Origin of the sequence: Psychrobacillus sp. AK 1817, assembly GCF_008807035.1 — a bacterium.
Lineage (GTDB): Bacteria > Bacillota > Bacilli > Bacillales_A > Planococcaceae > Psychrobacillus > Psychrobacillus faecigallinarum.
On the sequence record NZ_CP031739.1, the window covers coordinates 1,150,522 to 1,168,375 of the forward strand.

Below are 17,854 nucleotides of genomic sequence, written 5' to 3' on the forward strand. Positions count from 1 at the left end.
TATTTACGAATGTACTATAGTTATTTTTATTTTGTGTAAACATGTATCGTCCCATCTAACGGAATAAGACTGTTTTCTTTAGGTAATTGGGTTAAAATTTCATCCCCATCCCCGTGCCAAACAATTTTAAATGGATACATATAAGATGTAATTTCTTTTCTTTTGGTACCTACTAAGTCAGGAACTCGAACAGTTTGGACGTCACCCCATCTGTAATCTTTTTCTAGCTGAGTACCACTGCCAGTAACTTCAAGTGAATCTTCAATTATTTGACCAACAATTGGCGCTGCTATAACTCCTCCGAACTGTGTGCTATGTTTAGGATTATCAATGGCCACGTATACAATAAGCTCTGGGTTATCAGCTGGCGCGAAACCAATGAAAGAAACAATATATTCCCCTTCCATATATCGACCGTTTTGAACCTTTTGTGCAGTCCCTGTTTTTCCACCGATACGCAATTGGTCTCGATAAGCGTTTCTTCCAGATCCATGGGCCACAACATGTTCAAGAGCCTCACGAACCTTTTGAGATGTAGCCTCCGAAATTACTTGAGTTTTCATCTCCGGTTCAGCTTTCGATAAAACTTCTTTTGTTTCTCCATCCAATATATTTTTTACGATATACGGCTTATAAAGGTAACCGCCATTAATAGCAGCAGCCACCGCCTGTACTTGTTGAATTGGTGTTACAGAGATACCTTGACCAAAAGAAGTCGTAGCATGTTCGACAGGTCCGTATGCATCCTTGCTAAATAGAATACCCGAGGATTCTCCAGCCATTCCAGAACCAGTGGATTGACCAAAACCAAATTTTTTAATGTACTCTGAAAGCTTATCAGGTCCAACTCTTCTGCCTAATTCTATGAAGCCTGGGTTGCAGGAATTTTCAACAACCTCCAAAAATGTCTGGCTGCCATGTCCTTGACGCTTCCAACATCGCAATCTCGCACCCTCTACTATCGTATAACCTGCATCATGGAAATGATCATTGTCTAAATCCACCACATTTTCTTCTAAGGCTGCGCTCAATGTAATAATTTTAAATGTAGATCCTGGCTCAAAAGTCATCCAAACTGGTAAGTTACGATTATAAACAGTAGAATCGACTTCTTGATAGGAGGACGGATCAAAGTTCGGTGCGGAAGCAAGCGCAAGAATTTCCCCGTTGTTTGGATTCATTACTATAGCAATACCTTGAGTAGCTTCATATTTGTCCATAGCTTGAGACAGTTCTCTTTCTACAACAGTCTGTATCTTCATATCAATAGTCAGCTGAACATGGTTGCCATTTTGTCCATTTTTCCAGCCGTCATCTACATGGGGAAGTGGAATCCCCTTTGCATCCGTAAACATACGAATGGCTGATTCTTTCCCCTTCAGTACGGAATCGTATTGATATTCAATCCCAGCAAGTCCCTGTGCATCATATCCAGTAAAACCAAGTAATCTGGACAGCATTCTGCCATGCGGGTAATCTCTTACATAGTCAATCCCAGCATACAATCCTTTAATATTTTTATCTTGAATTTGCATAGCCAAATCAGAGGTAATATTTTTTCCATCAGGAGCTATTTTAACAAGATATGCTCTTTTGTTAATTTGGTCGTATAATTTTTGCTCTTCTACCTCTAATAGTGGAGCTATCTCTTCTGCAACCTTGTCAGGCTCTTTGTTTTGAGATGGCATATAAAATAGAGTTGGTGATAGCTTATTCCCAACAATTACCTCACCATTTCTATCGAGTATATTACCCCTCTCGGAAGCATAGGGTAATTCTCTGTCCCAACTTTCCTTCGCTTTAGTAGTTAGTTCCTCAAATTGGACAAACTGAAGCTGAATAAGCTTTCCTGCTACCGCTATAAACAACAGAAGCGTGATAATCCATATCATCCGTAATCGAATAACTTGCTTAAGTTTAGATATAAAGTTTTCTCCTTTAGCCCGTTTTAGATAGCTTATGAAAAAACGTCAGTAACTATTCTATCACTCTTCTAGTCTTGTGGTAGTTGCTCTGTTTCTTCGACTTCTTCTGTTTCTTCTTTTTCTACGACTGGATCAGCTACTTCCTGAGGAGTAGATAGTTGAACAACTATCGGTGTCTCGCTTGTAACAATTGATCCTGCTGTTAAACTTTGCTTAGAAACATAACCATCACCAATTATTTCAATAGGTAGTCCAGAAAGTGACTTATAAATCATTAGATTTCTTTTAGACCAACCATTAAAGTTAGGAAGCTGTATTTCCCCACTACCTTTAACAAAGACCGTTCCTTTAGAAATAACTGAAGTACCCGCCTTAGGATATTGTTCAACAACCTTATCCGCCTGACCAATTATAACAGTTTTCAAGCCTTGTGCTTCTAAATCCATTTGGATATCAACCAAATTTTTTCCAACTAAATCTGGCATTGTAATAGGCTTAGACAATTCAAGATTTTCAGGTTCTATGTTTAAATACTTTAAGCTACTTTCTGTAACGGAATTAAATATCTCTGCTACTGGCTGAGAACCTACTTCCGTATCTTTAATCTTAGGTTTATGAACTGCTACATAAACTATTAACTGTGGGTCCTCTACCGGCGCCATACCTAAGAATGAGTATAGGAATAATTGTCTTCCCCATAAATAGGAACCATCACCTTTTGGAATTTGAGCTGTACCAGTTTTACCTGCAGAAGTATATCCTTCTAGCTTGAATCGTTGGGCAGTTCCATGATCCGAAGTAACTGTACTTTCTAAAATGTCCTTCACCTGATTTGCAGTACTAGCTGAAATTGGAGATTTCTTTTCAACTGGTTCATTGTCTTCGATAATTTCGCCTGTATTGGGATTTACAATTTTATCAATAACAAATGGTTGCATCATAGTACCTTCATTTGCAATAGCTGTCATAGCTTGAACCATTTGAATTGGCGTTACAGTTACTCCCTGCCCATAGGTAGTGGTAACTCTATTGATAGGATATTTATCATTTACAATTCCAGCTGCTTCATTTGGAAGGTCTATACCCGTGGGCTGCCCAAAACCAAAACGACGAATATACTCTATAAAGGTTTCATCGCCAATCTTATTTAGTAAAAAAGCCATAGAAACGTTAGAAGACCTTTGGAAACCCTCTAAATATGAAATTGGTCCCCAACCTAACCCATTGTTATGGTCTCTAATTGTACGGTCAAACACTTTATAAGTACCCGATTTAAATTTTTCATTTGGATTCCAGACACCCTCCTCTATTGCAGAGGCAAGTGTAAAAATCTTCATCGTGGAACCTGGTTCTATTGTTTGCTCTATTGCTTCATTTAACCAGTTAGTTGATAGTCCTTCGCGTGTATTAGGTTCAAATGTTGGTCTTTGAGACATCGCTAAAATCTCTCCAGTTTTAGCATTTGCAACGACTGCTGTCATTTTTTCTGGCTTATACTTTTCTTCTGCTTTATTCATAGCATCTTCTAGAAAGTTTTCTATCGTTTTATCTAGTGTTAAATGAATGTTATAGCCGTCTTGTGCATCTGTGACCATTTTGTCTGCCTTAGGAAGTAAAAACCCTTTTGTGTCGCTTTGATATTCCACTTTTCCTGGTGTCCCAGTTAGTGCTTTGTCGTAAATATATTCTAGTCCCATTTTACCAACCGCTTTAGATTTGCCATCCTCTGTTTCTTCCTTTAAAGCAAATCCGATTAAATGAGAAGCAAAAGTGCCGTTAGGATATAATCTTTTTAAATCCTGGATAAACATAATTCCAGGTAATTCTAAACTCTTAATCTCTAACATTTTTTGGTGACTTAAATCCCGTCCAGCTTTCCCAAACTCTACCTGATACTTGTCCTTTTCTATTCCATTGTTCAATATTTCTAGTATTTCTTCCTGTGGGAGGTCTATATATTCAGCAAGTATGTTTGCTGTATCCCCTGGATCTACTACATGACGAGGAATAGAACTGTTGTTAGATACATCTTCCCTAGTAACTGCAATCATTTTATAACTAAGTGTATCTTCAGCGATGACTTCCCCATTGCGATCTAGAATTTCTCCTCTGCTCGCTGGAATTTCTTGAACTCTATTATATTTAGATTCTGCCTTAGTTGCCAAAGACTGTCCTTCTGCTGTTCCTGTCACTTGAATAAATACGAAGCGGCTAAGTAATACAAAAAAGAGCCCTCCATAAAGTAAAAACATTAGAAAGGCTCCCCATTGAAAACGAAATTTCTTATTCATTGTCCTGGTACTACCTTTACATTTTGCTCATTTAGTTTCAAGCCGAGTTCCTCCGCCTTTTTCCAAATTCGATCATAGGTAGATAATTCACGCACTTGTATGGACAAGTCTGTATTTTCTTTTGAAGTAGTATCTATTTGTTGTTCTAGTAAGGATATATCCTTTGTAGTTGCTCTTACAGTTGATTGAGTTTGGACAATCATTAAAGACAGAACAGTAACAATGCTTAATAAACCTAAAAACAAAACTTTTTCACCTTTTGAAAATATTTTACTTTTCTGTATTGCTGGCTTCTTTGGTTGTGGTGGTTGCTCCGGAAAAGAAGGCCTAGCTATGTATGGTTCGGATTGGTAATTACGTAAAGCCATTTAAACACTTCCCTTTTCGATTAGTTTTTCCACAATTCGTAGCTTAGCAGATCTTGAACGATTATTAACTTCTAGCTCAGCCTCAGACGGCAAAATAGGCTTTTTAGTAACTAGCTTTAACATTGGCTCCATTCCTGCAGGTATGACCGGCAAGTTTGGCGGTAAGTTTGGTAAAGATGAAGCTTCTTTAAAAATAGTCTTAGTAAGTCTGTCCTCTAAGGAATGGAAGGTAATCACACTTATTCTTCCACCTACTTTAATAAGCTGTATTGCGTCCTCCAGAGATTCCTCCGCTGCTCCAAGCTCATCGTTAACCGCAATTCTAACTGCTTGAAAAATTCGTTTTGCAGGATGCCCACCTGTTCTCCTAGCTGCAGCTGGTATTCCTGCTTTGATCAACTCTACTAGCTGGAAGGTAGTTTCGACAGGTGATACTTCTCTTGCCTGTTCAATTTTCCTAGCAATTTGCTTAGAAAACTTTTCTTCTCCATAACGGAAAAAGATTTTAACTAATTTTTCATAGGGCCATTCATTGATCACATGATAGGCTGTTAGTTCGCTTGTTTGGTCCATTCTCATATCAAGAGGGGCATCGTAGTTATAGCTAAAGCCTCGTTCAGGGGTATCTAGCTGAGGAGAAGAAACTCCTAAGTCGTATAAAATCCCATCGACCTTTTCTATTCCTAAATCATATAATGATTCTTTTAAGTATCGAAAGTTCGCATGAACAAACGTTACTTGCTCTAGGTATGGCGCTAACTTAATCTTTGCATTTTCTATTGCTACGGTATCTTGGTCGAAACAGATTAATCTACCTTTTTCATTAAGCTGTTTTACTAAATACTCACTGTGACCTGCTCCGCCTAGCGTGCAGTCTACATAGATTCCATCGGGACGAATAGCTAGTCCATCTACCGTCTCGTGGAGTAATACTGTTGTATGATGAAACAAGCTCTTCCCTCCATTTCTTATATATCAAAGCCGATCATATTTTCTGCAATATCGTTAAATGAATCCTCAGAGTCTTCAAAGTATGTTTCCCATGCTTCCTTAGCCCATATCTCTAAACGATTAGAAACACCAAGGATAATACACTCCTTGTCCATCTTTGCATAAGACCGAAGATTATTCGGTATATTAATGCGGCCTTGCTTATCAATTTCTACCTCAGTGGCACCAGAAAAGAAAAAACGAGTAAATGCCCGTGCATCTTTTTTAGTAACGGGTAGTTCTTTTAACTTTTCTTCGAGCTTTCGCCATTCATTCATAGGATAACCAAATAAGCAATTATCAAGACCACGGGTTAAAACAAAACATTCCTCTAAATGCTCTCTAAATTTAGAAGGTATGATTATTCTCCCTTTAGGATCGACGTTATGCTGGTATTCGCCCATGAACATGCTACTCACCCCACTTTATGTCAATAACATACCACATCCCTCCACTTTCCTCCACATTTTTTTCTTAAATAAGCATACAATTTTTCAAAATGCGTAATAAGTACTTGTTGAAACAAGTTTAGAGCGAATACGACAGGGTTTTATAAGATAAAAAGCATACCCGTATTCATAAAATATAAACCTGTTTTATATTAAATTTAGAATAAATTTAGATGAAAACTGAAATATAATTTTCAAATCAAAAAAAGACATTCATTCTTCTCGTCTTTATAAGTTTCTTAATGACACTGAGTTATGCTGAATGTATAATTACCACCGAGAAATAAGCAATTTTTCTAAACCTAAAAAAATACCAAATTATCATTCTTACTATCTTTGTAATTAGCGAAAATAATAGAATAATAGATAATCCTATAGTTGAGGGCGACGAGAAATCTATACATTCTCCAAAATAACACCGTACATATCATAGTAAACCCTCAAAGCTACAAAAACGAAAAAATCCCCCACCAGTTAAGGTGGGGAATTGATAAACCTTATAGAAAAACTACTTGATGCTTACCATTGAATTTGTATGGAATTCGCAACAATTCCTGGATGAGAGTTGGACCCATTTCATTTAACACTTGAACAGGACAGTAAACTCTTTCCTGTAAACCATCGTTAGGCATTAACTCCATCATTAATTTGTCGTAACGATAAATAGACGAATCTAATTTAGATAAAAGTGTATCTTCCACAGCATGATCGATAAAGGTAAGCTGTTTGAAATGAAAATTCAAGTTTTTTTCTACTAAAGGTGTTAACTTAAGATTGTTTTCTAGTAGTAGTTCCTCAAGCTTTTCATACTTATTGGACAGCTCATCTTTAATAGACTGGATGTATTTTGGAATATCTTCATTTCTATTTTGTTCGATAAACTGTACCTTAGATTGTCCCACTACTCCACTCCATACATCTGGAACTGAAAATTCAAGTTTCTTAAGAAGCGTCTGAACCTTAGGTGTAACAAGTGTTACGCTAAGTCTTGGTGTTATAACCGGCATTTTCATATCGAATAATTCAAATGCCGGCTTTAAGGTTGCCCAATACGCAATTTCGCCAGGACCGCCGATGAAGCTTAAAACAGGAAAAACCATTTCCTGCATAATTGGACGAGTAACTACGTTGTTGCTAAGCTTTTCAGGGTTATTTTGAGCAATAAGGAGAAGTTCCTCTTTTGTAAAAGCAATCCCTTTTGCTTCATGTATAAAAAGATTGTTTTCTCTCTCTAGAAGGAATCGTTCGCCATCCTCTACATAAAACAGGTTTGCTGCAGTTTCTTTCGCTTGAATTGGTGTTCCGTAGTCTAATCGTTCAAGCTTTTGCTCTTGATGAAAAACTAATGATCCTAGTTCAGCCGAGCGGTTAATCATTTCTTGAAAAAAAGCTGATTCTAATTCACGAAGTGGCTTATACGCAGCATCAATCATTAGCAATCCTTCTTCATAAAACAATTCATTCATTATTGCCGTAAAGAAAGATGTATAGGTTGAATGTTCATCTATAAGAATAACAAATTTATTATATAGATCTTTTGTGTATGCTGTTTCAGGTAAGCTTTTGAAAATTTCCTCTAAATATACAATCATCGTTTCTTTCGTATATGTTGTTTCAGAGGCTATTTTCTTTAACTTTGATTTTTCAGGGAAGACGAGCTTTTGAAGCATTCTACTTTTCTCTATGTAAATATGATTAATTTCATCGATATCATGATCTTCGCCCGCAATCCAAAATACAGGAATTACTGGTACTCCTTGTATTTCTCTTTGTTGCTTTGCAAGAGCAATTACAGAAATTGCTTTATGGATGGAATACATAGGGCCTGTCAGTAAACCTGCCTGCTGTCCGCCAATTACAACCACACCATTATTTTTCAATTCCTCTAAATGCTTTTTACTTTTTTCTGAAATTCCAAACATGTTCATATAGCTAGTAATTACTTCTACCAGTTCGGTTCTTTTATGATTAGTAAAATCAGTTTCCTGAATTCTTTTGTTTAAAGCCTCTTGGTTCCAGTTATAGTGAAAGAATGATGATAGGCTTTCAGTCTCCTCTAAATATGTTTGATAGAATGAGGAAACAAATGGTTGTGTGTAATGCTCTAATCGCACGATTTTCCACCTCTTTAATATAATCCTTTTAGAGTATATCATTTCATGATAAAGAGATAAAAATTATTAGCTTATATACTTTAAAACATATCGGATTACTCCGATTAACCACAAAAGTGCATAAGTAACGCAAAGCAAAATAAAAAATAGCCTCCATATTTTACGGAGTAATGGTTGGATCTCTATTTCTTTTTTGCTACGCCATTCCAAAATAGTAAGTAGCGTGGCTATCAGGATGGCAATAATTATGATTAAAAACCTTATCTCCTTATCAAAAACAATATTGAAAACGATGGATACAGAGAAAAATAATAGAAAAGTAGTAATGTCTGCCGCAATTCCAATAGACTTTTTTCGTTTCTTAAGAGCATACTTAGCAACTGCGAAAGTAAATATAAATAAAATGGCTGGAATTAAAATAAATGCAGAAATTAGATTAATAATGTCATTCACCTGCTTTATTCATTTCTTTTAACAATAAATAAAAAGTATTTAAGATTGGTAAGGCTTTATTTCTACTTTCAGCTTCTCTTAAAATCGCTCCCACTATGGTCTCCACTTCCATGATACGACCACTTTGATAATCCTTTAACATAGATGAGTAGTTATTTTCTGTATTTTGGCAGAGTGACACTACTTCCTCCCACGATAAAAGATCCTTGCACTCAATGAATGCCTCTAATATTTCTTCATAAATACTTCGTAATATCTCTTTATACGATTCATTTTTAATAAGCTCTCCGTTTTGTACATGAGCAATTGTCGTCAGTGGATTTATTAAACTATTAAGCAATGCTTTTTTAAACAGGATTTGGTATATATTTTGAGAATATTGAATAGGGAAATTTTCTATATTACTATGTAGGAACTGTTCTAGACATGTCCATTTCCCTTTATATATCCCTATAGATGTCACACCGACTCCTAAATGTTGGACTGTAGCGGGGTTACTTTTGGTCGCTCCATGAAGCACAGACCCAAGTATAATGTTTGATTGTTTTAAAGTATCTATAAATTGTATATGTAGTAAACCATTTTGTATAAACATTAGAGGAATTTCTCTTGATAAGGAGTCTAAATCTTTTTTTAAGGAAGAGAGATGGTGGTATTTCACTGCCACTATAATTAACTCCATTTGATTCATAGTTGCTATTGAAGAGACTATTTGACATTTAATCGGCTCTGGCTCAGATAAATTTTCTTGCTGTATGTATAGTTGTTCTATGTTTTTATTTCTTACTAAAAAGGTTATGTCATGTCCATGCTTTGATAAATAGCCACCAAATAACATACCTATTGCTCCCGCCCCTACAATTCCAATGCGCAAATTAATTTCCTCCCTATATTATTTATTGCATTTTAATAAACTCTTTAAGCAAAGTACAAGCCCTATGTTAAACGACAAATATAAACCTTGAAAAAAATACATATCCTTTGAAAAAGGCCTACCTCTAGGGTAGACCTTAGTTAAAAAAGATTATACAGGAAGTACTGGATGTTTTCGAGGTGCAATTGTTATTTCTTTATTTTCATAATATCTTAAACGGTTAGCCAATTCATTGCGTAGATCACTTGGCTTAACAATCTCATCAATAATCATTTCGGAAGCAAGTTTATAAATATCAATTTCTTCCTTATATTCTGCATGCTTTTCCTGAACAAACTTCAGTTTCTCTTTTGGATCCTCGATTGCTTCGATCTTGTTTGAATAGACCGCATTTACAGCAGCCTCAGGTCCCATAACAGCAATTTGAGCTGTTGGAAGAGCAATACATACATCAGGCTCAAATGCAGGGCCTGCCATAGCATATAATCCAGCCCCATATGCTTTACGTACAATTACCGAGATTTTAGGTACTGTTGCTGAGCTCATCGCTGCAATTAGCTTTGCTCCGTGACGGATAATTCCTGCTCGCTCCACTTTGGTTCCAATCATAAATCCTGGCACATCTGCTAAGAACAATAAAGGGATAGAGAAAGCGTCACAAAGCGAAATAAATTTAGCTGCCTTGTCTGCCGAATCAACAAATAGTACTCCACCTTTTGCTTTAGGTTGGTTAGCTATAATGCCAACAGCTTGTCCTTCAATTCGAGCGAATCCAGTAATTAACTCTGGAGCAAAAAGTTTTTTAACATCAAAGAACGATCCATCATCTATTAGAGCATCAATTGCCTCATACATATCAAAAGGAGCATTTTGATTTTCTGGAATAATCGCTTCAAGCGTTCTGCCAACTTTAATGTCCTTAGGTTCTATTTTTTTAGGCTTTTCTGTGTAGTTAGCAGGGAAATAGCTTAAGTACTTTTTCGCCTCTTCAATGGCTTCTTCTTCTGTTGAAACAAGGACATCGCCAACTCCACTTACTGTGCAGTGCATTCTTGCACCGCCCATTTCTTCTAATGAAACTTTTTCCCCAATAACTTTTTCAGCCATACGTGGAGAACCTAAATACATAGAGGCATTGCCTTCTACCATGAATACAATATCACAAAATGCTGGAATATATGCTCCTCCAGCAGCAGATGGCCCAAACAACAAGCAGATTTGAGGGATAAACCCAGAAAGTCTTACTTGATTATGGAAGATTCTTCCCGCCCCCCTGCGATTAGGGAACATAGCCAACTGGTCTGTAATACGGGCACCAGCAGAATCTACTAAATATAACAAAGGCACTCTATTTTTTTCAGCAATTTCTTGTATACGAATTATTTTCTCAACTGTTCTAAAGCCCCATGATCCCGCTTTTACTGTTGAGTCGTTTGCCATTACGCAAACAGTTTGCCCATTCACTTTACCAGTAGCAGTAACTACGCCATCCGCTGGTAGGTCACTAGCCTCCACGTTTGCAAAGCGACCATCCTCAACGTATTCTCCATTATCAAATAATAGCTTAAGACGGTCACGAACGAATAGCTTGCCCTGTTCCTTCATTTTTTCATGATATTTAGAATGTCCCCCTGCATATATGGACGATAGCTTTTCTTCTAATTTGTCGTTATACCCTTTTGTTTCTCCCACTTTGTAAAACCCCCGATTCAAGTAGTTTCAGCCGGCCATTCCACCGACTGATACAAACTTGATAGAATAAACTACTAAACAATGATTTTATACATAGTTGCGTCAATTCCAATAATATTCAATACAGCACCACCAATGTAAGTGGTATCCTCTGTTTTAATTATCTTGAATAATTACAAACTAAAAACTTATTCAAAGGTTACTAATACGTCACCTTCGTTAACGAAGTCTCCAACTTGTGCTTTGATTTCTGAAACCTTCCCAGAAGTGTCTGCTTCTACTGGTATTTCCATTTTCATCGATTCAAGAACCATTACTACTTGTCCTGCCTCTACTTCTTCACCAACTGCTACATTTACTGTAAATACTGTCCCTGCCATTGTTGATTCTAAATTCTTCATTTTGAAATTTCCTCCCTTTGTTTGGCCATCCATTCCCCTAAAACGGACGTTGAATATATTCCACTTGTAAAGCTACTATCATGTAAAAACTGATTAAACAGTGGAATATTAGTTTTTACACCTTCTATTTTAGCAGAAGAAAACAATTTTTGTGCTTTCTCAATTGCTAATTTTCTATTATCTGCATGGATAATGACTTTTGAGATCATCGGATCATAGAAAGGCGTTACATTATCACCTTCCTCATACCCAGCATCTACTCGCACCTCAGACAGGTCTCCCCATGAAAGAGTTGAGATAGTTCCTGGAGAAGGGAAAAATGTTTTTGGATCTTCAGCATAGATTCTAAATTCAAACGCGTGCCCATTGGAAGTAATATTTTGCTGTTCCTTAACAGGCAACTCCTCTCCCTCTGCAACCTTTAGCTGCCATTCTACCAAGTCAAAGCCCGTTACTGCTTCTGTGACAGGATGCTCCACTTGTAAGCGCGTGTTCATCTCTAGAAAATAAAATTGATGCTCTTGATCTACGATAAATTCAACAGTTCCAGCATTCACATAATCAACCGCTTTAGCTGCGTTTATTGCTGCTTCATATAGTTTTAAACGAGCTTCCTCAGGAAAGTTAGGAGATGGAGATTCCTCCAATACTTTTTGATTTCTTCTTTGTACAGAGCAATTACGCTCAAACAAATGAACAATATTTCCTTTTGTATCCCCGAAAATTTGTACTTCAATATGCCGTGAAGCCTCTATAAATTTTTCTAAAAAGACTATATCGCTTCCAAAATAGGATTTTGCTCTCGTTTTAATGGAATCAAAATGCTTGCTAAGAGTTGCCTCATCATCACATTTAATCATTCCAATTCCACCGCCACCAGCACTTGCCTTCAGCATAATGGGGTAGCCAATTTGATTAGCTGCCTCTAGTGCAGCCTCTAAAGAGTTAAGCCCTTCTTCCGTACCCGGAACTACTGGAACATTTGCTTTAATCATTGTTATACGTGACTCAATCTTATCACCCATTTTTTCAATTGTTTCGGGCTTAGGTCCAATGAATTTAATCCCAGCAGCCTCCGCTTTTCTAGCAAACTCTGCATTTTCTGATAGAAAACCATAGCCTGGGTGAATAGCGTCAACGCCTTCTCTCTTTGCCAGTTCAATGATTTCGTCTGCTTTTAAATACGATTGCTGTACCTGGCTTGGTCCGATAAGAAAAGAATAATCAGCCTCTTTTACATAAGGCAACTGCTCATCTGCCTCCGAATAAATAGCTACTGTCTCAATATTCAACCGTTTGCATGTTTTAATAATACGCCTTGCAATTTCTCCCCTATTTGCTATTAATAGCTTTTTCATATGTATCTCCCCTTTGTCAAAAAATTTCTCCCCCCTATTAGTCTATACGATAAATGAAAGCGAATTCAACTTTCATCCTAAAAATGGGTAAATTCCTCCTGTTTACTAGATGATGAATTTGTTACAGGTGCCAGGCACCTGTAACAAAATTGTCATCTCCCCTCAAAAACTAATATGGTCGAAGCCATAATAAAAAGTCTCTATAATTTAGAGACTTCTTGGCTAATTTCTGTCTATATGTTGAACACCTTGTTTAGCCCAGTTCACTAATACCTCGTAATCTCTTTTCAGTAAATTATACGCAGTAGATATTTCATCATAGGAATTTTTCATCTGGTCATAGCTTTGCATTGCAAGCTGCAAATGGTTTTGAAGGGAAGAGGGATCAGTTACTGTTTCCTTGTAGCTTTCTTCCTTCGGGGAATCTTCTTTTGGGAAAAGTTGTGGGCGAAGATTTTTGTTCCATCTAAATGCACAAGCCTGTTTAGAACGTCCTAACAAAACACTTGCTTCCTGGAATCCGGAGATTTGGGTGTGGCCTTGTTCAATCTTTTTTAATACTATTTCTTTTAGTAGATTGTCTTCTTCGAGGGTCCAGCTATCTTTTCTCAATTTAACATTCACATTAATCACCCTTTGCTTTTTTATTAATATATGCAAAGTGGGTATAAATAGACTCTTATTTTACTTCTTTTTTGTTAAAAAAGAATTTACTGCCGCATGGTGCACATCTGCCTCCCAAAGAATTGAACATTCTTTTACTTCCTCCATTATTCTCTCGAATAATTGAGATTGCTCCCATTTTCTTATGAGTTGTTTTTTGTATGCCTTCAAAACTGTTGAATGAGGAACAATCATTTTTGCGATAAATTCATTGAGTGCATCTAATTTATCCCCCTCAAAGAGATCAGTAGCCCAACCGATTGATAGAAGCTCATTTGAATCATATGGAGTTGCTTCAGTTAGCATTTTTAAAGCTTTGTCATAGCGCATTCCTTTTTCAAAAAGGTATGTTCCACCACCCCATCCAGTGGTAATCGCTAATTTCCCTTGAATAAAACCACATTTCGCTTCTTTTTTAACAAGTCTATAGTCACATAATGTAGCTATCTCGCAGCCTCCGCCAACTGCTGTTCCATTGATTAAGGCAACTGTCGGAACCTCTAGTGTAGCCACATCATAAAGCACCTCAGCGACAGTACTTAACATACTATAAGATTCCTCAGCAGTTTTTAGCTTATGAAAAACGGACAAGTCTCCGCCTGAGCAAAATGATTTTTCACCTACACCTGTAATAACGACCAGCTTAGAAGTTTTGTTTGTTCTAACATTATTAACAAGCTGTCTAAATCCTTCTATTACTTCAAAGTTGATAGCGTTATGTATATTTGGTCGATTAATTTCAAAAAATAGGATGCCTTCTTTTTCTATCATTGTATAAGCCACAAAACGTACCTCCTAAAATGAATATAGAGAAAAAGGCTACCGAAGAGCCATGGTCTCTTTGGTAGCCTTTTAAGGAACAAATACTGTATTATTTGCTCACTACTTCTTTCCCTTTGTATTGACCGCATGATTTACAAACTCGGTGAGCCAATTTCATTTCACCACAATTTGAACAAGCAACCATACCAGGTACGGATAATTTAAAATGTGTACGACGTTTTCTTTTTACAGTTTTAGAAGTTCTTCTAGCTGGTACTGCCATTGGTGGCACCTCCTTACAGATCTATTATTCGTCTGTTTGATCAAAATACTTAGCTAATTCAGCAAGTCTTGGATCCAATTTTGGTTGTTCATCTTCTTGCAAATCATTCAGATCTTCATCTGTTGTGTAGCTCCAGCCTGTACCACCCTCGTGTTTAAATTGGTCTGCACCTTCTTTATACACTTGCAATGGTATTTCTAAAAGAACTAGTTCTTCTAGAACAGGGTCGACATTAATGACATCCCCTTCTACAACATGAAAATTATCATACGCTCTTGCAGAAGCGAGTGCACTATCAGACCAACTGAATACTTCATCAGATTGAATCTCAAATGGATATTCTACATCTTCCCAAGTGCGTGCACATGGTAATGTTAGAGTTCCTGAAAGCTGAAAATGACAAGTCATTTGCGCTGCACCAAATGTGCAGTGCCCTTTTACATGAACGGGTGAAATCTTTCGAACGTCCTGATTTCGTTTCTTCACATTTTCGAGTTCCACGAATTCATCTAATTCTAGACCGTTCTCACGATATTTGGATAGCTGATGAATTGCCCATTTCATACGATTATCACCTCAAGACAACAAAGTTGATTATATAATGACTGGTTTTAGATGTCAAGATAATTTCTTGTCACTACTTTATTTTAACATTATACTTTCAGTAAGGAAAGTAAATGCATTCCATATATTTTTAACAGACGAATTAAAGATTCAGATGGCTCCACCAATGAAAATCTGGCTAGAAACAGAAATGCGCCAGCGCCTTTCTATGCCTCCAACAAGTAGAGGAGAAATTGTGAGTAGGCATTTTCTCAGCAACAGTAAACGCACTTGTTTTAGACTTGCTTGCGCAACTTTTTACCCATTTGAACTCGAGGCGCAAAGCAATGAAGCTAGACAACAAAAAATTAAATATTTTTACCTTTAAAAAAGAAGGGAATGGAAATCATGAAGGCTACTGGAATTGTCGTTGAATATAACCCATTTCATAACGGTCATTTACATCATTTAAAGCAATCTCAAATTCAGACATCTAGCGACATAACAATTGCTGTCATGTCGGGCAATTTCCTCCAACGAGGAGAACCTGCCCTTGTGGACAAATGGACTAGAGCTAAAATGGCTTTAGACGCTGGAGTAGATTTAATTGTAGAGCTACCGTATGCATTTGCCACTGCTCAAGCAAGTGATTTTGCTAAGGGAGCTATTTTCCTATTAGACGCTCTAAAATGTGATACTTTTTGTTTTGGAAGTGAGGAGGGATCCATAGCATCCTTTGAACATACGTATAATTTGCTTTCTTCCAAAAAATTAGAGTATAACGAGGCTATTTCTCAATTTGTGAAGCAAGGGATCAGTTATCCAAAGGCTTTAAACGAGGCATACAAAAGTATTTCACGGTTTTCTGAAGAACCACTTGTAGATCTCTCTAAGCCTAATAACATTTTAGGCTTTCACTACCTTGAAGCAGCGCGTCAATTAAATTCACCAATTCAGCCTGCGACTATACAAAGAGTAGTTGCCAATTACCACGATGATGCGAGGGAAACAGAATCCATTGCAAGTGCAACTGGAATTCGAAAGGTGCTTTTTGAAGAGAAAGAACTGTCCAAGGTTCATTCTTTTTTACCATCAACAAGTATTGCTGGTCTGGAGCATTGGTTAGAGCATGCAGAAAGCTTCGGTAGCTGGGAACGCTTTTATCCGTTACTAAGGTTAATTATTTTGCGTCAGAATAAAAAAAGCATAGCTAAATATGCTGAGGTTACAGAAGGGATAGAAAATGCAATTTGGAATGCCGCTGTCAAGAATGAACACTTCCAGCCCTTCATGGAGCAAATTAAGTCAAAACGCTTCACATGGACAAGGATTCAAAGAATGCTGACACATATCTATACTGATTTTACTTGGGACCAGTTAAGAGCGATAGAGTATCCGACATATATTCGTCCACTTGCGATGAGTAGTAGTGGTCAAGCCTATCTACAATCCATAAAAAAAGACTTGCAGCTCCCTCTAGTTAGTAGAGTGGCTGCAAGCAAGGAAAATATACTACTCCAACTTGATATCAAAGCTGCAAATCTTTATTATTTGGGTCTTCAAACAAATTATGGAGCATCTATGGTTGGAAGCGATTTTCGTCAAATCCCTTTCCGTCAATAATCATTTGGGCTCCAGCTTATCTAAATAAGCTAGTGCGTCATCAATAGTTTTCACAGGCACAATTTTCATATTTGTGCCTATTTTTTCTGCAGATTTCATAGCCTCTTCATAATTAGAAATTAGATCAGGATTTTTAGCAAGAATTTCCTCTGCAATCTCATCATCAGGAGCAAACATTATTTCTGCTCCCTTTTTGTCTGCCGCAATCACCTTTAAATCAATTCCACCAATTCTTCCAACTGTACCGTCTGGTAGCATTTCACCAGTTCCAGCAATATTGTAGCCTTTTGTAATGTCTTCTGGTAGCAACTGATTTAGAATTTCAAGAGTGAACATTAGACCTGCAGATGGTCCACCAATATCTTCAGAATGAATCTCTACTACAGGGGTAGTTTCCACTACCTTGTTTTCCGTATAGGAAATACCGATCCCTGCCTTTTCAAGCACTCCTGGCACCGCCTTAAGGGTTACCTCCTTTGTCAGCTCATCTCCATCTCTTTCGACCTTCAAACGAATTTTATCGCCCTCTTTTTTACTTGCCAGATAGTCAGCGATGATCTCACCTGTCAAATCAGTTAATTCATCCATTTCTAATATTTTATCCCCGGCTTTAAGGATATTGTCTGCTCCACCGCCATCTATAACATTAAAAATAAAAATACCATGGTTAATAACCGTAAAAGGTTTTTTAGCCCGATCGAAGGCTACCGAAATAGCATTAAATTGAGAATCAGACATAAGCTTTAATTGACGGACATTATACTCCTCTTCATCCTCATCTTCTTGACGAATTTGATTGGCTTTATAAATCTTTTGACTATCCATTACTTTGGCATAGGCATACGTCAGTGGTGTCGCCTTGGACAAGGCAATTGTCAAAAGACTAAAAGTTCCTTCATCATCTTTATCTCCGCCATCGACCTCAACGAATGGCGTAAGCTCATAAGCTCCACCTGGTCTAGAGATATAGGATTCCATTGGATAGAAGCCCAGCACTAAAATGATTACAACAACAAAAAGAAGGATGATTGGTTTAATCTTCTTCATAAGTTATCCCTCTCTTTC

At 37.1% G+C, this 17,854-nt stretch carries 18 protein-coding genes; 2 read left to right on the plus strand and 16 right to left on the minus strand.

The window, feature by feature from the left end:
• Positions 1-26: 26 nt before the first annotated feature.
• The 15 genes from D0S48_RS05985 to D0S48_RS06055 all read right to left on the minus strand — a co-directional run bounded on the left by D0S48_RS05985 (position 27) and on the right by D0S48_RS06055 (position 15,187).
• Entirely contained in the window at positions 27-1,892 is a 1,866-nt protein-coding gene (locus tag D0S48_RS05985; RefSeq protein WP_151110640.1) for a penicillin-binding transpeptidase domain-containing protein, read from the minus strand.
• Positions 1,893-1,993: 101 nt separating this feature from the next.
• Positions 1,994-4,216 (minus strand): penicillin-binding protein, encoded by a 2,223-nt coding sequence (locus D0S48_RS05990; protein ID WP_225321699.1) that lies wholly within the window; start codon positions 4,214-4,216, stop codon positions 1,994-1,996.
• Complete coding sequence (gene ftsL, locus D0S48_RS05995) at positions 4,213-4,584, minus strand: cell division protein FtsL (protein ID WP_151110642.1); 372 nt, start codon at positions 4,582-4,584, stop codon at positions 4,213-4,215. The genes D0S48_RS05990 and ftsL overlap by 4 nt, the downstream gene beginning before the upstream one ends.
• Positions 4,585-5,535, minus strand: a complete 951-nt coding sequence (gene rsmH, locus D0S48_RS06000) for a 16S rRNA (cytosine(1402)-N(4))-methyltransferase RsmH (RefSeq protein ID WP_144537954.1) — start codon at positions 5,533-5,535, stop codon at positions 4,585-4,587.
• Between the two features lie 17 nt (positions 5,536-5,552).
• Complete coding sequence (gene mraZ / locus D0S48_RS06005; protein WP_151110644.1) at positions 5,553-5,984, minus strand: division/cell wall cluster transcriptional repressor MraZ; 432 nt, start codon at positions 5,982-5,984, stop codon at positions 5,553-5,555.
• A gap of 536 nt (positions 5,985-6,520) precedes the next feature.
• Positions 6,521-8,137 carry a bacillithiol biosynthesis cysteine-adding enzyme BshC gene (gene bshC, locus D0S48_RS06010; RefSeq protein WP_191963875.1) on the minus strand — a complete coding sequence of 539 codons (1,617 nt, stop codon included), beginning with the start codon at positions 8,135-8,137 and terminating at the stop codon, positions 6,521-6,523.
• 66 nt (positions 8,138-8,203) lie between these two features.
• Positions 8,204-8,590, minus strand: coding sequence for a DUF3397 family protein (locus D0S48_RS06015; protein WP_191963876.1), 387 nt, complete (start codon positions 8,588-8,590; stop codon positions 8,204-8,206).
• Positions 8,583-9,464: a 2-dehydropantoate 2-reductase gene (locus D0S48_RS06020; RefSeq protein ID WP_151110650.1), complete on the minus strand. Its 882-nt coding sequence runs from the start codon at positions 9,462-9,464 to the stop codon at positions 8,583-8,585. Before D0S48_RS06020 ends, D0S48_RS06015 begins: the two co-directional genes overlap by 8 nt.
• 150 nt (positions 9,465-9,614) lie before the next feature.
• Complete coding sequence (locus D0S48_RS06025; protein ID WP_151110652.1) at positions 9,615-11,156, minus strand: acyl-CoA carboxylase subunit beta; 1,542 nt, start codon at positions 11,154-11,156, stop codon at positions 9,615-9,617.
• 188 nt (positions 11,157-11,344) lie between these two features.
• On the minus strand, positions 11,345-11,557 hold the full coding sequence (locus D0S48_RS06030) for an acyl-CoA carboxylase biotin carboxyl carrier protein subunit (RefSeq protein WP_144537948.1): 213 nt from the start codon (positions 11,555-11,557) through the stop codon (positions 11,345-11,347).
• Positions 11,554-12,915 (minus strand): acetyl-CoA carboxylase biotin carboxylase subunit, encoded by a 1,362-nt coding sequence (locus D0S48_RS06035; protein ID WP_151110654.1) that lies wholly within the window; start codon positions 12,913-12,915, stop codon positions 11,554-11,556. Before D0S48_RS06035 ends, D0S48_RS06030 begins: the two co-directional genes overlap by 4 nt.
• Before the next feature lie 222 nt (positions 12,916-13,137).
• Positions 13,138-13,539 carry a hypothetical protein gene (locus D0S48_RS06040; RefSeq protein ID WP_186318124.1) on the minus strand — a complete coding sequence of 134 codons (402 nt, stop codon included), beginning with the start codon at positions 13,537-13,539 and terminating at the stop codon, positions 13,138-13,140.
• 60 nt (positions 13,540-13,599) lie between these two features.
• Positions 13,600-14,361, minus strand: coding sequence for an enoyl-CoA hydratase/isomerase family protein (locus tag D0S48_RS06045; RefSeq protein ID WP_225321700.1), 762 nt, complete (start codon positions 14,359-14,361; stop codon positions 13,600-13,602).
• 88 nt (positions 14,362-14,449) lie between these two features.
• Positions 14,450-14,623 (minus strand): 50S ribosomal protein L32, encoded by a 174-nt coding sequence (gene rpmF / locus D0S48_RS06050; RefSeq protein ID WP_144537945.1) that lies wholly within the window; start codon positions 14,621-14,623, stop codon positions 14,450-14,452.
• A 24-nt stretch (positions 14,624-14,647) separates the two neighbouring features.
• The gene (locus D0S48_RS06055) at positions 14,648-15,187 is read right to left on the minus strand and encodes a YceD family protein (protein WP_144537944.1); all 540 of its coding nucleotides are present in this window, start codon (positions 15,185-15,187) and stop codon (positions 14,648-14,650) included.
• A gap of 166 nt (positions 15,188-15,353) precedes the next feature.
• Between D0S48_RS06055 and D0S48_RS06060 the strand changes: the two genes are divergently transcribed.
• Entirely contained in the window at positions 15,354-15,554 is a 201-nt protein-coding gene (locus D0S48_RS06060; protein WP_144537943.1) for a hypothetical protein, read from the plus strand.
• A 20-nt stretch (positions 15,555-15,574) separates the two neighbouring features.
• On the plus strand, positions 15,575-16,789 hold the full coding sequence (locus tag D0S48_RS06065) for a nucleotidyltransferase (RefSeq protein WP_144538247.1): 1,215 nt from the start codon (positions 15,575-15,577) through the stop codon (positions 16,787-16,789).
• Here the strand turns inward: D0S48_RS06065 and D0S48_RS06070 are convergent, their stop codons facing one another.
• On the minus strand, positions 16,790-17,836 hold the full coding sequence (locus D0S48_RS06070) for a SepM family pheromone-processing serine protease (RefSeq protein ID WP_144537942.1): 1,047 nt from the start codon (positions 17,834-17,836) through the stop codon (positions 16,790-16,792). It lies immediately after the preceding gene.
• Positions 17,837-17,854 lie beyond the last annotated feature (18 nt).

What these genes read in the sequence shown, in the direction of transcription:
- D0S48_RS05985 (WP_151110640.1), bottom strand. Translation starts at nt 1,892, where the DNA reads ATGATATGGATTATCACGCTTCTGTTGTTTATAGCGGTAGCAGGAAAG.
- D0S48_RS05990 (WP_225321699.1), bottom strand. Translation starts at nt 4,216, where the DNA reads ATGAATAAGAAATTTCGTTTTCAATGGGGAGCCTTTCTAATGTTTTTA.
- ftsL (WP_151110642.1), bottom strand. Translation starts at nt 4,584, where the DNA reads ATGGCTTTACGTAATTACCAATCCGAACCATACATAGCTAGGCCTTCT.
- mraZ (WP_151110644.1), bottom strand. Translation starts at nt 5,984, where the DNA reads ATGTTCATGGGCGAATACCAGCATAACGTCGATCCTAAAGGGAGAATA.
- D0S48_RS06030 (WP_144537948.1), bottom strand. Translation starts at nt 11,557, where the DNA reads ATGAAGAATTTAGAATCAACAATGGCAGGGACAGTATTTACAGTAAAT.
- D0S48_RS06035 (WP_151110654.1), bottom strand. Translation starts at nt 12,915, where the DNA reads ATGAAAAAGCTATTAATAGCAAATAGGGGAGAAATTGCAAGGCGTATT.
- rpmF (WP_144537945.1), bottom strand. Translation starts at nt 14,623, where the DNA reads ATGGCAGTACCAGCTAGAAGAACTTCTAAAACTGTAAAAAGAAAACGT.
- D0S48_RS06055 (WP_144537944.1), bottom strand. Translation starts at nt 15,187, where the DNA reads ATGAAATGGGCAATTCATCAGCTATCCAAATATCGTGAGAACGGTCTA.
- D0S48_RS06060 (WP_144537943.1), top strand. Translation starts at nt 15,354, where the DNA reads ATGAAAATCTGGCTAGAAACAGAAATGCGCCAGCGCCTTTCTATGCCT.
- D0S48_RS06065 (WP_144538247.1), top strand. Translation starts at nt 15,575, where the DNA reads ATGAAGGCTACTGGAATTGTCGTTGAATATAACCCATTTCATAACGGT.
- D0S48_RS06070 (WP_144537942.1), bottom strand. Translation starts at nt 17,836, where the DNA reads ATGAAGAAGATTAAACCAATCATCCTTCTTTTTGTTGTTGTAATCATT.